Origin of the sequence: Sulfitobacter guttiformis, assembly GCF_003610455.1 — a bacterium.
Taxonomy (GTDB): domain Bacteria; phylum Pseudomonadota; class Alphaproteobacteria; order Rhodobacterales; family Rhodobacteraceae; genus Sulfitobacter; species Sulfitobacter guttiformis.
This window is the reverse complement of record NZ_RAQK01000001.1, coordinates 449,573-463,397: the sequence shown is the minus strand read 5'-3', so window position 1 is coordinate 463,397 and position 13,825 is coordinate 449,573. Positions and strand designations below refer to the sequence as shown.

Genomic DNA, 13,825 nt, shown 5'->3' with positions numbered 1-13,825 from the left:
ATTATGACCATGCCCGATCTCTGGATCGTTGTATCGCTGATGGCAGCGATTTTCCAAACGGTTCGTTTTATGCTGCAGAAAGTGCTGGCAACCTCGACGCTATCAGCGGCGGGAGCGACATTCGCGCGCTTTTTATACTCTGCGCCGTTCATTGCGCTGCTTTTAGTTGGCTATACGCAAGCAACTGGGGCGCGCCTGCCGGCGCTTGATGCGCGGTTCTGGGGGTTTGGCCTGTTAGGCGGCACGACCCAGATTTTCGCAACAATTTGTGTGGTTCTGCTTTTCAAAGAGCGCAATTTTGCCGTTGGGATCACATTTAAAAAGACCGAAGTTATCCAAACTGTGCTGGTGGGCGCGATTCTGTTGGGCGACCGCGTCAGTTGGGGCGGGCTGGGTGCAATTTTGCTGGGGCTGGTGGGACTGTTGCTTTTGTCAGGGGAAAAGGAGGCGCGCGGGTTTCGCCTGTCAGGAATGGCAAACCGTGCGGCCGGTCTGGGCATCGCGAGCGGTGTCCTGTTCGCCTTTTCGGCGGTAAGTTATCGTGGCGCTTCGCTAACGTTAGCGACTGATGATCCACTGATGCGGGCCGGTGTGACGCTGATGGCAGTAGTGGCAATGCAGACTGTGATCATGACGGTCTGGCTCTGGCTGCGGGAGCGGGGGGAAATGACACGGGTCTGGCAGGCACGTCGGGTCGCGGTATGGATCGGCCTGACGTCCATGGGCGGTTCTCTGTGCTGGTTTATCGCCTTCACGCTGCAAAATGCCGCCTACGTAAAAGCGTTGGGGCAGGTGGAACTGATCCTGAGCGTGATAGCCTCAACGTTGTTTTTCAAAGAGAAAATAACAGTGCGCGAAGCAATCGGGATGACGGTCCTTGTTGCGTCGATCCTGTTGCTTGTGCTCGTGATCTAGGGCTTGGAGGTGTAGGGTGCCGCGTGACCGTGCAAGCGCAAAAACAGGCTCTCTTCGTCATTGTTCTTGAAGTATGGGACAGAGGTAGGCGCGTTGAGGTCGCGTGCGCGGGCTTCTACCTCGGCGAGAACTACCTCGGTTATGAAGGGCATATCGAATTTTCGCGCCTGTGTGAGGGGCACCCACTGAAGGTGTGAAAGCTCGTCGCATGCAGCATCGAAATTATCGGGATCGCTGGCAACTGCATCAGCATCAAGCAGGAAAAACCGTGCATCAAAGCGGCGGGGACGTCCGGGAGGGGTAAGGGCACGGAACACAAATTGCAGCGGCGCCGCGTGCGGAACATGGCCCGTTGCCGCGAATGTTTCCCAATCGGGAGGAATGTCGCCCTCCCATGTGCCGCGTGTCCCGAGGATCAGGCCGGTTTCCTCCCACAACTCGCGGACGGCAGCGACAGGGATCGCGTGTGCGAGGTCGGCATCCGCATCCTCACCGATGCGGGCCGCGCATTGTGCGGTCAACGGCGTGGCGAGGGGGATATGCGCATCGGCTGCGTCAACAGCCCCGCCCGGGAAAACAAATTTATTTGGCATGAATGCTGCATTCGCGCCGCGCTGCCCCATCAGGATTGCAGGGTTTGTCATGCGGTCGCGGATCACAATAACAGTGGCGGCGTGGCGGATCGCTGTTTTATCGATGCTCATAGGGCCTTCGGTTGTTCGGGGCGTTGTCAGGTGTCTCGGGCAAAGCCGCCCATTCCCTTGGCCCATTGAAAGCCGATCAGGGCCCCCTTCAGTCTGGGTAGAAGGTAGAGCGACAAACCGACCGTGCCAACAGCAAAGATGGTAAAAAGGACAATCGGCTCTGGGCGGAACTGCACAAAAACGATGTGCAACAACGGCGCCATCAGATGACCGACGATCAGAATGGTTATATATGCGGGGCCGTCATCGGCGCGGTGATGATGGAATTCCTGCTCGCAGACGGTACAATGATCGTGAACCTTCAAATACCCGAATAAAAGCGGACCCGCACCGCAATTGGGGCATCGTCCGCGCCAACCGCGCCGCATCGCAGGCATTCGAAGCCGTTCGGAAGGGTCGGTGACCTCATTTGCAGGAAGTGCAGCGGTATCAGTGGCGGAATTTGGCATGTTAGGTCCTAAATCGCGGTTCATTCCCTAAATGGGCCAACTGAAGCCAGAATAAAAGGTGGCGATTTGTCTCAACGGGCGAGCCCAGAAGTTTTTTGCATGTTTTGCGACGGAAGATGCGCGGGGATGCGTATTACTCCCAACTGCACGGCGACAACGGGACCAAACAGGCGCCCGGACCGCGCAGCCACATAACAAATGGAGAACACCATGTTTAAGGAAACACTCACTGCATTGGCCATCGTGGCAGGTCTGGTTGCAACGACTGCACAGGCTCAGGATCAGGACCGCGGCACAAGACAGCAGGAGCGCTTTGCCCAAATTGATGCCAACAGCGATGGCCAGATCACGGCGGAAGAGATGTCGGCACAGGCCAACGAACGTTTTACCGCTGCCGATGCGGATAAAGACGGCGCGCTCAACGCCGAGGAGATGAAAGCTGCCACTCAGGCTATGTTCCGCGACCGCTTGCTCAAAAGGTTCGATGCCGACAAGGATGGCGCCTTGAGTGCACAAGAACTGGCAGCTGTGGACGACAGCAAAATGGGCAAGCAGGCGGCAAAACGCTTTGAGCGGCTGGATTTGGATAAAAGCGGGGGCGTTACCCTCGAAGAGATGCACGCCCGTCGCGATCCCTCAAAGATGATCGAGAAGCTGGACACAGACAAGAACGGCTCGTTGAGCATGGAAGAGTTTGCAAAAGCCCGTGACCATGGCAAAGGTCATGGCAAGAAAGACGACCATAAAAAGGGCTGAGGTCCGGATCAACCGGTAGAAAATTCCACCGGCTGTTGAAAGAACGAGGTCCGGCATATTGTCCGGCCCTGCATATTGCGGGGCTGGATCCCCCTGACGGCATCTGCGGAAAGAAGCTCTTGAAAGATACGAGCGATCATAAAGAAAACGGCGACTTCGACGGGGTGCGTGATGCCGATGCCGCCTTGCTTGCCCGCTATGCGGCGGGAGACGGAGCTGCGGCGCGGATATTGTCCGCGCGTCTTGCTCCGCGGGCGTATGCGCATGCATACCGCGTACTAGGGGACCGGGCCGAGGCAGAAGACGTCACCCAAGAAGCATTGTTGCGTCTGTGGAAGCAGGCCCCGAAATGGGATGACGGGCGCGCACAGGCGGCAACATGGCTATACCGTGTGGTGGCCAATCTATGTATGGATCGCCTGCGTACGCAGCGGACGCAAACACTCGACGAGATTGATGCGCCAGTAGACCCCGCACCCGCGATCGAGACGCGTCTGCAAAACGCGGCGCGCCATGATGCGCTACAGGCTGCGCTTTTGCGCTTGCCCGAGCGGCAGCGACAGGCAGTAATCTTGCGGCACATCGAAGGGTTGGCGAACCCTGATATCGCCGAGATTTTGGACGTGGGTGTTGAGGCCGTAGAGAGCCTGACAGCCCGCGGTAAACGGGCGCTTTCCGCCGATCTGGCAGCACAGCGCGATGCATTGGGGTATGATGATGACACAACCTGAAAAATTTGATCTGGAGGCCTTTTTCGAGGATGCACGTGCCACGCCGCCCCAGATATCGCAGGATCTGGCAGCTCGTATTGCTGCGGATGCGCAGGCGCAGATGCCACGACAGCGGAAACTTCTACGGCTCTGGCAGCGGATTTTGGGCGGAATTGGCGGTCCTGCGGGGTTTGGCGGATTGGTCACGGCGACGGCGGTCGGCTTCTGGTTCGGCGTAGCGCCACCGGCAGATGCGATGGACCCGCTGGTCCTGTTGGGCGCGGTCGAGGTAATGGCTGACGAGGATGTGACGGATCTGACCGGCTTTGGCTTGTCCGGTTTCGTTCTGGAAAATGATGAGGGATGATATGATGGCTAACACAGGCAGCAAAAGACGCTGGATGCCAGTGATTTTGGGGGTCTCGCTCGCGATCAACCTTGCAGTGGCAGCGGCCCTTGGCGGTGCTGCCTTGCGCCATCAGGGCGACGAGCGTGGCGGCGGTGGCCCCCGCGGCGGCGCGAAAGGCAGTGCGATCTTTATGAAGGCCCTTCCCCATGAGGCACGGCAGGCGATCCGCGAGGAAATCAAGACTGTCCCGCGTGCAGCATCAGGCGGTGTCGATGCGATGCTAGAGGCCCTGCGCCGTGAACCGTTCGATCACGCAGCCGCGATGGGCGTTCTGGAAGCGCAGCGCGATACTGGCGCGCAGCAGCAACGTGTTGTCAGTGCGGCATGGCTTGCGCAGGTTGCCGCGATGAGTGTTGAGGAGCGCGCCGCCTATGCGGACCGGATAGAGGCGTTTGAAGCTGACAACAAAGTGCGAAAAAAGGAGCGCTGATCGTTGGGTTTTACTATGTTCTGCGATTTGTGACTATCAAGGTGGCGCGTAGATCACCCGCCTCAGCTGCTTGTTCAGGCCGCTGGGCTGGCCTGGGAAAGGCTAAAATTTACGCGGTTACGCCCCTGCATCTTCGCGGCATAAAGTGCTTTGTCTGCATGATCGAGCAGGGTACTTGGTGTTTCGGGTATACCGCGTTCCGCTTGAAACGGCGCTTTGCTCATGGCGAGGCCGAGGCTGATGGTGATGTGAACCGGATCAGCCGCACCGGGGATGATAAAGGGCGTGCCGCCGATTGCATCGCAAATACGGTGTGCAAGGGAGCGCGCTGTGATCACATCGGCTGCGGGCAGGGCGATGAGAAACTCCTCCCCGCCGATCCGCGCAACCATATCCGATCCGCGTACCGCCCTGCGCAGCCTGCGCGCGGTTTCCACCAGAACAGCATCGCCGGAGGCATGGCCATAGAGGTCGTTGATCCGTTTGAAGTGGTCCATGTCGGCGACGATTACTGCAAACGAGATCTGCGTTGCAGCACTCCGCTCGATCAGGCCACTCAAATACGGCATGGCATATCGGCGATTATAAAGACCCGTCAGCGGATCATACGCCGCAGCCTGCAGGCCGGTATGAACGCTTTGTAGAAGATGGGCGAGCTGACGCTTGCGCTTGAGTAATATGTCAATCCGCACCGCCAATTCGGCGGCCTCAAATCCACCTGTCATGACATCATCAGCACCCAAGTCGAGAGCTGACGTCGCCTGTAAGGGATCTTCGGTTTTCTGGATAACAAGTAGCGCGATATCCTGCATAAGTGCACTGGCCCGCAAGGCTGAGATCAGGCGCAAGCAGGTATCACTTTGTGAGAGGTTGTCGGGCAAAGCCAGAACAATGGCATCTGGGGGTGCGCCCGCATTCAGGGCTGCCAGCGCTTCGTTGAGCAGCGTCACACAGTAACTTGCGCGCATGTGGGGCAAGAGCTGGCGCACCCAGCCCTGTAGTGGCGCCGCCTCGTTTCCGATGATCGACACGGCGATGGGGCGGATGAACTCCCCCGGGGCTTCAGCGAGGCCGAGTGCGCAGTTGGTATCCTCGCGCAGCTGCCATTGGGCAAAGGTCCGGTGGGCGCGAATCATATTGCGGACCCGTCCCAGCAGAAGCGTCTCGTTAACCGGTTTGTTCATCACGTCGCAGACGCCTGCGCGCAATGTCGCGAGGCGCCTTTCGGGATTATGGGAGGAGGCAACTGCCAGCACCGGCAAGGTCGCGGTTTGCGGCATCTTACGCAGATAGGTGCATAAATCCGCAGCAGTACCGTCAGGTAAATTCATTGCTGTGAGGACAAGGTCTGGCTTGTGCTTGGTAATCATTTCAAGCGCTTCGACGACTGTGCCAGCCTGCACAACCTGATAAAATGCCGCTGTTAGTTTAACCTTCAGCACGATACGGTTGGTCGAAATACCGTCAACGATGAGTATGTTGCCCTGCACTTTCGATCCTTTCCCGCTGCGTGTTTTTGTTGGCTTCAGTTTTCTGACCAAATGATTAACAAAGCGTTGAGATTTTGAGCTAATGGAGAACGTTCATGGCCCTTACGCGAAATGCCGCCGAGACCATCGCAATCGAGACTTTGACATGGCTTGTCGGGAATGAAGATTTGTTGCCGGTGTTCCTTGGATCGACCGGCGCATCGGCTGCAGATATGCGCAGCGCGGTAGACAACCCCGACTTTCTGGGGTCGGTGCTGGATTTCATAATGATGGACGATGCTTGGGTAATCGCATGCTGTGATGCGCAGCGCATCCCCTATGAGCGTCTGGCAGAGGCGCGTATGGGATTGCCCGGTGGTGAGCAAAGGCATTGGACATGACTGGAAAAAGCTTCGCAGTCAAAGGCCTGTGCTTTGACAAAGACGGTACGTTGTTTGATTTCTCTGCAACTTGGGAGGCGTGGGCGCTTGCTTTTTTGACCCGTGTGGTTGCCGGCGACCGTGCGCGCGCGTCCACGATCGGAGCGGCGATAGGCTTTGACATGGCAACGGGAAAATTTGCCCGCGACAGCCTTGTGATTGCGGGGACCCCGGGGGAGATCGCCGATGTGATTGCGCCCCTTATTCCCGGGCTGTCCCGCGTTGATCTGCTCATCATGCTTAACGAGGAAGCGGCGACGGCGCCGCAGCAGCCAGCTGTGCCGCTGGTGCCTCTTTTGACAGGGCTGCGGGCGCAGGGGATCGCACTTGGCGTGGCGACAAACGACAGCGAAACGCCCGCACGGGCGCATCTGGCTGCCGCGGGCGTAACCGACCTGTTTGATTTTATCGCGGGCTATGACAGTGGGTATGGCGGAAAGCCTGCGCCGGGGCAGTTGCTGGCTTTTGCCGCTGCCGTTAATCTATCACCCGCGCAGATTGTGATGGTTGGCGACAGTACGCATGATCTGCACGCGGGTCGTGCCGCGGGTATGCGGACCATTGGCGTGCTCACGGGAGCGGCCGGTGCGGATGTACTGGCGCCGCTGGCGGATGTGGTTCTGCGCGATATCGGGGAAATTCCGGGGTGGCTAGAAACTCAGGGCGCACTTTGAACTCCTAAATACGACATAAACTGTCGCTCTTGTATGGGCTGTTCTTGGTCGGCTGGGGCCTTCTGGCGGGACCAGTAAAAGGAGCGGCGCCATGACTGAAGAGCCGAAACGCAGAACCCGCGGTGGTGGGCGCGCAGGTGCGAAAACCCGTCGGGGCACCTCCGTCATAGAGCAGATGCCATGGAACCCGCCTGTCAACATCGATCGCCCGACAGAGCCACTGGGACCGGAGGGTGTCGCGGCGATCCATAACGGCGCAATGCGTATTCTCGAGGAGATCGGGATCGAGATTTACAATCTCGAGGCGCTGGAGATTTTTCGCAAAGCGGGCTGCACAGTCAATGGTGAGAATGTTCGCATGGACCGCGACATGGTTATGGAATACGTGGCCATGGCCCCGTCGGAATTTGTTATTACGCCGCGCAATCCGGATCGTGCCATTACCATCGGCGGGAAAAATCTGGTGTTTGGGAATGTCTCCTCACCGCCAAACTACTGGGACATGGCCATCAACCGCAAGGTGCCAGGCACGCGCGAGATGTGCCGGGATCTTCTCAAGCTAACGCAATATTTCAACTGTATCCATTTCGCGGGCGGCTATCCCGTGGAGCCGGTCGATATCCACGCCTCGGTGCGACATCTGGATGTTTTATATGACAAACTGACGATTACCGATAAGGCCATGCATGCCTACTCTCTCGGGAAGGAGCGGGTCGAGGATGTAATGGAGATGGTGCGGATCTCTGGGGGATGGACGCACGAGGAATTCGAAGCCAGTCCGAAGATGTATACTAACATCAATTCCACCTCGCCGCTGAAACATGATATTCCGATGCTTGACGGCTGGATGAGGATCGCGCGACGCAATCAGGGGCTTGTTGTGACGCCCTTTACACTGGCGGGGGCGATGGCGCCTGTGACAATGGCAGGAGCGGTGACCCAGTCCATCGCCGAAGCGCTGATCGCAGTGGTTCTGGCCCAGATTATCCGCCCCGGTGCGTCGGTAGCCATCGGGACGTTTACCTCAAACGTGGATATGAAAACCGGCGCGCCGGCCTTTGGGACGCCGGAATACATGCGCGCCACGCAGATGACCGGACAGCTGTGCCGCTTCTACGGGCTGCCGATGCGGTCTTCGGGGGTGTGCGCGGCCAATGTGCCGGACGGTCAGGCCATGTGGGAGACCTCTAATTCTCTCTGGGCAGCCGTGCAGTCGGGCACAAACATGGTTTATCACGCGGCTGGATGGCTTGAGGGTGGCTTGATCGCTAGTCCCGAGAAATTCATAATGGACTGCGAAATATTACAGCAAATCCAGCGCTATATGGCACCCGAGATTTGTGCAACGGGACCGGACGAGATCGCATTCGACGCAATCAAAGAGGTTGGTCACGGCAGTCATTTCTTTGGCATACAGCATACGCAGGATCGCTATACTACTGCATTCTACCAGCCATTCCTGAGCGATTGGACTAATTATGAAGGCTGGGAGGTGGCGGGTGGCATCTGGACGCAGGAGCGGGCGCATCACATGTTCAAGGAAATTGTCGGCAGTTTTGAGGAGCCGCCGATGGATGTGGCGATCCGCGAAGAACTGGCCGGTTTCGTGGCGCGGCGTAAATCCGAAGGCGGCGCGCCAACCGATTTTTAACCACGTCTGCACGACGATCCCTTATCTTAGTATCTTGTTAACGCCTGACCGCCATCACTGTGGGACAGCAAAAACAAGAGGCAGCCATGCACGGGCTTATCAATCGCAGTTTCCAGAATTATATGACCGACGGTTATGGCCAGTCTGCGTGGCTGGAGGTGGCGGCACGTGCGGATGTTTCTCCTCCTGAGTTCGAGGCGATGTTGACATACGATGATGCGGTCGCCTCAGCGGTTGTGGACGCGATGGGCGCTGTCCTGCGGCGGGGGCGCAGTGAAATCATGGAGGATGTTGGCGCTTATCTTGTGTCACATCCCAATACCGAAGCTGTGCGGAGGCTCCTGCGTTTCGGTGGTGTGAATTTCGAGGATTTTCTGCATTCGCTGGATGACCTGCCTGATCGCGCGCGTATGGCCGTGTCGGATCTACATTTCCCCGCGATTGAGCTGCATGGACATGCCGATGGTCGCTATCGCCTGATTTGTGACAGCCCGATGCCGGGATTCGGGTATCTGATGATGGGGGTGCTGCGGGTGATGGCCGATGATTACGGCGCGTTAGCTCTGCTCGAACTTGAGGAAGGCGCCAACGGTAAAGAGACCGTGCGAATTCAGCTGGTAGTAGCAGATTTCGCGGATGGTCGCGCCTTTGATCTGGGCGCACGGGCACCATGAAACACATGGCAAACACTGACGTGATGGACGTGTTATGTCCAATGCATCTCATGCTGGATGCGCAGGGGGTAATCACACACGTGGGGCCGACGACGCAAAAGTTGCGCCCTGATATGGCACTGGTCGGTTTGCCGTTTCTGGAGGCATTTACTGTACGGCGGCCGCGCGGTGTCGCAACTCTGACGCAGTTATGGGCCGCGCAAAGCCTCAAACTGCACTTGGAGCTGGCAGGTGAACCGCCCGCACGGCTTAAGGGGGTACTCGTGCCAGACGGGCGCGGCGCCGCAATCGTGAACCTGTCTTTCGGAATCTCCATTCTGGATGGTGTGCGGGACTACGCCCTGACCAATGCCGATTTTGCCGCGACCGATCTTGCAATTGAAATGCTCTATCTGGTCGAGGCGAAATCGGCGGCGATGGAATCCTCGCGCCAGCTGAACCTGCGCCTGCAAGGGGCCAAAGTGGCAGCCGAAGAACAGGCGTTTACCGATACCCTTACCGGTCTCAAGAACCGCCGTGCGCTTGAACTGCTGCTGGAACGGTTACTCGCGGCCAATGCATGTTTTGCTGTGATGCACATCGATCTGGATTACTTCAAGGCGGTCAATGACACTCTGGGCCACGCAGCAGGTGACCATGTTTTGCAGGTTGTTGCCGGTGCGATGATCGAGGAAACCCGTGTCACGGACACCGTTGCGCGGGTTGGTGGTGATGAATTCACGGTGATCCTCCCCAATGTCAGTGATATCGACGTGCTGGAGCGGGTAGGCCGTCGGATCATCGAGCGGATCGAGGTGCCGATTCCTTTCAAAGGGCAAGTTTCTAAGATCTCTGCGAGCATTGGCACCGTCTGGATACAGTCCAGCAATACGGCCACGCGTGCGACAGTTATGGAGGATGCAGATATCGCGCTTTATGCTTCAAAAAAAGAGGGGCGTGCGCGACAAACCATGTACACGCCCGAACTCCGCGATACTGCAAATTCGGGGCTGCGTCCCAAAGGACGCAGCAAAAGACCATCGTAAGCAGATGTGTGCGGCAATGATGGCAGCGCGATTACCAGACACTACCAAACGGATCCCATTGAGATCGTTTAAACAACGACCGTCTTCCAAGAATGCCTGCGAGGCTATCGCCGACCTCTATCTGCACCGCAAGTTAACTAGGGATTGCAGCTAATGCGCATTTTGACCGATTTAGGCTCGGATCAAAACAATCTCTCCGCCGGCAATTTTCGTTTACTTGATCTATTCAAGGCATCTTTTTCTGTCGATGGGCGAGAAACGTGGGCTGTAATCCTGCCAGCCTGCGTGGGTTCTGGCGACAACAAATTTGGCAATCTTTAACGGGCAGTTCCTTCGATTGAAATGAACGCTCGGGTAAGTTCGACATGAGACTGCTCCGCATTGTCGAGGTGCTGCGCAAAGATGTCAGGAGTGAGCGTTGCGGATATTCAAACGCTCAATATACGCAGACGGTAAAGCGGGTTGGGCTGCTATCGGGCTTTGTGCGTAATTTGCCCGATGCTTTATAGTAGCCCCTTGATTATGCTGTAACGCGGGGTGATCGGATTTGGTGCGGCTGCGGTTGACCTTGCACTATAAAATGTTTGGTAATGTAGGACTGGCCAATACGCCTGCATAAAAATCTGCGGGTCGCGCCGTTTTTGCGGATTTTCCTTTCGTTTTGCGCTGGTAGCACAGGTTCCCCATACGAAAAGCGATACGGGTCACAAATGCATACCTGCATCAGAAACGGCATCTCGCTTACGCGGGGCAGTGGACCGCCCCGCAGACCTGGCGTAATGCTTTGGATATGAGCAAACGCCCCTTCCTTATAACCCGTATTTGCAACCGATTTCGTGAGGTTGCGCGCCGCCGCCGGTTTGCGGGAGCGGTTGAACATTTGCATGGTCAGGGCTTTTCGGTTCCGCCCGGTGAGGTGCTGGCAATCGTTCTGGTGCGGGACGGGTGTTACTATCTGGATGCATTTTTTGACTATTACCGCGCGCTGGGCATCCGGTATTTTGCTTTTGTCGACAATGGCTCAACCGATGACACGGTCGCGCGGATCAAGGCACAGGAGGGATGTGTGATCGACCGCGTCGAGCTTCCATTGGCGCAGTACGAGGATTTGATGCGCCAATACCCGGCGCAAAAATACGGGACAGACCGCTGGTGTCTTTATGTTGATATGGACGAGCAGTTTGATTTCGAAGGACGTGAGCAACACGGCCTTCCTGCATTGATCAACTATCTGGAAGGGCGCAGCGACACTGCGCTGTTGGCGCAAATGCTCGAGATGTTTCCCCGTGCGCCTTTGGCCGCAGTTAAGGATCTCACATATTCACAGGCGCTGACCGCTTTTGCACAATATGACATCAGCACAGTGAGTAGTTTTGACTACCATTCGGACAAGATCGAATTCAGCGCACTTTTGGCGGGCAATACGCTGGGTTCGGATGCGCTCCAATTCAAATTCGGCGGGGTGCGCGGCAAAGTGTTTGGCGAGGCCTGCTGTCTGACGAAGCATCCACTGATTTTTAACGGCGCGGACGTGGTGCCTGCGCCGCATCCGCACCTGTCGCAAAATGTCCGAGTTTCGGATTTTGATGCGGTGATCCGGCATTATAAATTCGCGGGCAATGTTGCCGCGCGGGACGCGGCCAGCGCGGCGAGCGGGGATTTAGCACATGGCGAGGATCAGGCGCGTCTTGCGGTACTCGCCGCGCAGGAAAACCTGACGCTTCACTCGTCCGACGCACAGGTTTGGACAGGGATCGACCCGCTCTATGATGCAGGTTTTTTGGTACGATCAAAGTCATATTCCACCTTTTTGGCGGAGAGCAACACATGAGTGTCGGCGCAATTGTTATCGGCCGGAATGAGGGGGCACGACTGATCGCGTGCCTTGATGCGCTGACGGATGTGACCCCCGTGATCTATGTCGACAGCGGCTCCACTGACGGATCGATAGCTGCGGCACAGGCGCGGGGCGCGCAGGTGGTACCGCTGGACATGGCACAGCCTTTTACAGCGGCGCGGGCGCGTAACGCTGGATTGGAGGCACTGCCAGAGGATGTTGATCTGGTACAGTTTCTGGATGGTGATTGTATTGTTCGGGGTGGATGGATCGCGCAGGCACAGGCGTTTTTGGAAGCTACACCCGACGTTGCTGTCGTTTGTGGGCGACGGCGCGAGATGTACCCACAGGCCAGCATTTATAATGCTCTGATTGATGCAGAGTGGGATACCCCCGTAGGTGAGGCACTTGCTTGTGGCGGTGATGCCCTGATGCGGGTGGGCGCGCTGCGTGCTGTTGGTGGATACAATGCGTTGCTGATTGCGGGGGAAGAACCTGATCTGTGCTTGCGGCTGCGCGCCGAAGGTTGGCGGATCTGGCGGTTGGACGTTGAAATGACAGCGCATGACGCGCAAATCATGCGTTTTGATCAGTGGTGGCAGCGGACAAAACGGGCTGGCCACGCCTTTGCCGAAGGAGCGGCACTGCATGGATCATCGCCTGAGCGGCATTGGGTCGCCGAGACGCGGCGCGCGCTGATGTGGGGGATGGCGGTGCCGCTCCTCATTGCACTCCTCACGGTTTTAATTGGCCCTTACGGGTTGCTGGCCGCTCTGGTGTATCCGGTACAGGTGATGCGTCTGGCGCGGCGCGGCGGATGGGCTTGGGCTGTTTTTTCCGTTCTGGGAAAACTGGCAGAGGCGCAGGGCGCGATAGGCTATTATTGGCGCAGGTTGAGTGGCGGGCAAAGAAGCCTGATCGAGTATAAGTAACTTAGCGTTGGCACCATGCATCCAGCGCTAGGCGTGGCAGAATGGCGAAGCATTTGGCATAGCGCGGCACCATGCGGCGCGGGCTTTGCAAAGCACGCCAAAGCCATTCTAGCGCCAGTACGCGCATAATTTTGGGTGCGCGCACCTGATGGCCGGATAGAAAATCCAGTCCCGCCCCGATCGAGGCAAACCCGACAGCGGGAGCGCGGTTGCGCGCAAAGGCGGCGAACAGCTCCTGTTTGGGCGCACCTAGAGCAATAAAACACAGCCTTGCCCCGCTGGCATTTAGAATTTCACAAATTTCGGCTGCCTCGGAGCCTGTGGGATCAAAGCCGTAAGCGGGCGCATGGGACAGCACGATATTTACCTGCGGCACGCGGGTTTCCAGCGCAGATTGTGCACCTGCAAGGGCTGCGTCAGAGCTTCCCATAAGAGCAACGGGCATCCCCATTTCTGCTGCTAATTCCGTGAGCGGGATAACCAGATCAGAACCCGGCATAAGCTCAAGGGTCTGGCCCGCCAATTGCGCAAGCCAGATGATCGGGCGGCCATCGGCCACCACCATATCTTGCGCTCTATATGCGTTGGCAAATGCAGTATCGACCGGCAGTTTGGTCAAGTGATCAAGGTTTAATGTGGCAAGGGCGAATCCAGTGCCCCGTGAAAAGCATTCGCCGACCGCGTGAAACAATGCAGCGCGTGTGGGAATATTAACCTCTACCATGGAACGTCCGCTGCCGTATTTCATGT

Annotated in this window: 17 protein-coding genes; 13 read left to right on the top strand and 4 right to left on the bottom strand. The window is 57.4% G+C overall.

Annotated features, from left to right (window positions below; all coding sequences use genetic code 11):
• The first annotated feature begins 9 nt into the window (after positions 1-9).
• Complete coding sequence (locus C8N30_RS02170) at positions 10-915, top strand: DMT family transporter (RefSeq protein ID WP_025062855.1); 906 nt, start codon at positions 10-12, stop codon at positions 913-915.
• Here the strand turns inward: C8N30_RS02170 and C8N30_RS02165 are convergent.
• Entirely contained in the window at positions 912-1,619 is a 708-nt protein-coding gene (locus tag C8N30_RS02165) for an NUDIX hydrolase (protein ID WP_025062854.1), read from the bottom strand. The genes C8N30_RS02170 and C8N30_RS02165 overlap by 4 nt on opposite strands.
• 26 nt (positions 1,620-1,645) lie before the next feature.
• Positions 1,646-1,996: a DUF983 domain-containing protein gene (locus tag C8N30_RS02160; RefSeq protein ID WP_051567292.1), complete on the bottom strand. Its 351-nt coding sequence runs from the start codon at positions 1,994-1,996 to the stop codon at positions 1,646-1,648.
• Positions 1,997-2,278: 282 nt separating this feature from the next.
• Here C8N30_RS02160 and C8N30_RS02155 point away from each other — a divergent pair, with 282 nt between their 5' ends.
• The 4 genes from C8N30_RS02155 to C8N30_RS02140 all read left to right on the top strand — a co-directional run bounded on the left by C8N30_RS02155 (position 2,279) and on the right by C8N30_RS02140 (position 4,373).
• Positions 2,279-2,824 carry a CREC-EF hand family protein gene (locus C8N30_RS02155; protein ID WP_025062852.1) on the top strand — a complete coding sequence of 182 codons (546 nt, stop codon included), beginning with the start codon at positions 2,279-2,281 and terminating at the stop codon, positions 2,822-2,824.
• Positions 2,825-2,943: 119 nt separating this feature from the next.
• On the top strand, positions 2,944-3,555 hold the full coding sequence (locus C8N30_RS02150; protein ID WP_025062851.1) for an RNA polymerase sigma factor: 612 nt from the start codon (positions 2,944-2,946) through the stop codon (positions 3,553-3,555).
• Positions 3,542-3,901, top strand: a complete 360-nt coding sequence (locus C8N30_RS02145; protein WP_156949575.1) for a hypothetical protein — start codon at positions 3,542-3,544, stop codon at positions 3,899-3,901. Before C8N30_RS02150 ends, C8N30_RS02145 begins: the two co-directional genes overlap by 14 nt.
• A gap of 1 nt (position 3,902) precedes the next feature.
• Positions 3,903-4,373 (top strand): periplasmic heavy metal sensor, encoded by a 471-nt coding sequence (locus tag C8N30_RS02140; RefSeq protein ID WP_051567198.1) that lies wholly within the window; start codon positions 3,903-3,905, stop codon positions 4,371-4,373.
• 74 nt (positions 4,374-4,447) lie between these two features.
• Here the strand turns inward: C8N30_RS02140 and C8N30_RS02135 are convergent, their stop codons facing one another.
• Positions 4,448-5,863: a diguanylate cyclase gene (locus tag C8N30_RS02135; protein ID WP_025062848.1), complete on the bottom strand. Its 1,416-nt coding sequence runs from the start codon at positions 5,861-5,863 to the stop codon at positions 4,448-4,450.
• A gap of 95 nt (positions 5,864-5,958) precedes the next feature.
• On the opposite strand from C8N30_RS02135, the gene C8N30_RS02130 reads away from it, so the two are divergent.
• From C8N30_RS02130 to C8N30_RS02100, 8 genes are all read left to right on the top strand, one after another.
• Positions 5,959-6,243 (top strand): DUF3572 domain-containing protein, encoded by a 285-nt coding sequence (locus C8N30_RS02130; RefSeq protein WP_025062847.1) that lies wholly within the window; start codon positions 5,959-5,961, stop codon positions 6,241-6,243.
• Positions 6,240-6,956 (top strand): HAD family hydrolase, encoded by a 717-nt coding sequence (locus C8N30_RS02125; protein ID WP_025062846.1) that lies wholly within the window; start codon positions 6,240-6,242, stop codon positions 6,954-6,956. Before C8N30_RS02130 ends, C8N30_RS02125 begins: the two co-directional genes overlap by 4 nt.
• 91 nt (positions 6,957-7,047) lie before the next feature.
• Entirely contained in the window at positions 7,048-8,607 is a 1,560-nt protein-coding gene (locus C8N30_RS02120) for a trimethylamine methyltransferase family protein (protein ID WP_025062845.1), read from the top strand.
• A gap of 86 nt (positions 8,608-8,693) precedes the next feature.
• Positions 8,694-9,281 carry a heme NO-binding domain-containing protein gene (locus C8N30_RS02115; protein ID WP_025062844.1) on the top strand — a complete coding sequence of 196 codons (588 nt, stop codon included), beginning with the start codon at positions 8,694-8,696 and terminating at the stop codon, positions 9,279-9,281.
• A gap of 5 nt (positions 9,282-9,286) precedes the next feature.
• Positions 9,287-10,306, top strand: coding sequence for a diguanylate cyclase domain-containing protein (locus C8N30_RS02110; RefSeq protein WP_322787430.1), 1,020 nt, complete (start codon positions 9,287-9,289; stop codon positions 10,304-10,306).
• Positions 10,307-10,459: 153 nt separating this feature from the next.
• A complete protein-coding gene (locus C8N30_RS19235) occupies positions 10,460-10,627 on the top strand; it encodes a hypothetical protein (RefSeq protein ID WP_156949573.1) in 168 nt (55 codons plus the stop codon).
• Between the two features lie 469 nt (positions 10,628-11,096).
• Positions 11,097-12,137 carry a glycosyltransferase family 2 protein gene (locus tag C8N30_RS02105; protein WP_025062842.1) on the top strand — a complete coding sequence of 347 codons (1,041 nt, stop codon included), beginning with the start codon at positions 11,097-11,099 and terminating at the stop codon, positions 12,135-12,137.
• Complete coding sequence (locus C8N30_RS02100) at positions 12,134-13,075, top strand: glycosyltransferase family 2 protein (protein WP_025062841.1); 942 nt, start codon at positions 12,134-12,136, stop codon at positions 13,073-13,075. The genes C8N30_RS02105 and C8N30_RS02100 overlap by 4 nt, the downstream gene beginning before the upstream one ends.
• 1 nt (position 13,076) lies before the next feature.
• On the opposite strand, the gene C8N30_RS02095 is transcribed toward C8N30_RS02100, so the two are convergent.
• Complete coding sequence (locus C8N30_RS02095; RefSeq protein ID WP_025062840.1) at positions 13,077-13,823, bottom strand: WecB/TagA/CpsF family glycosyltransferase; 747 nt, start codon at positions 13,821-13,823, stop codon at positions 13,077-13,079.
• Positions 13,824-13,825: the final 2 nt, after the last annotated feature.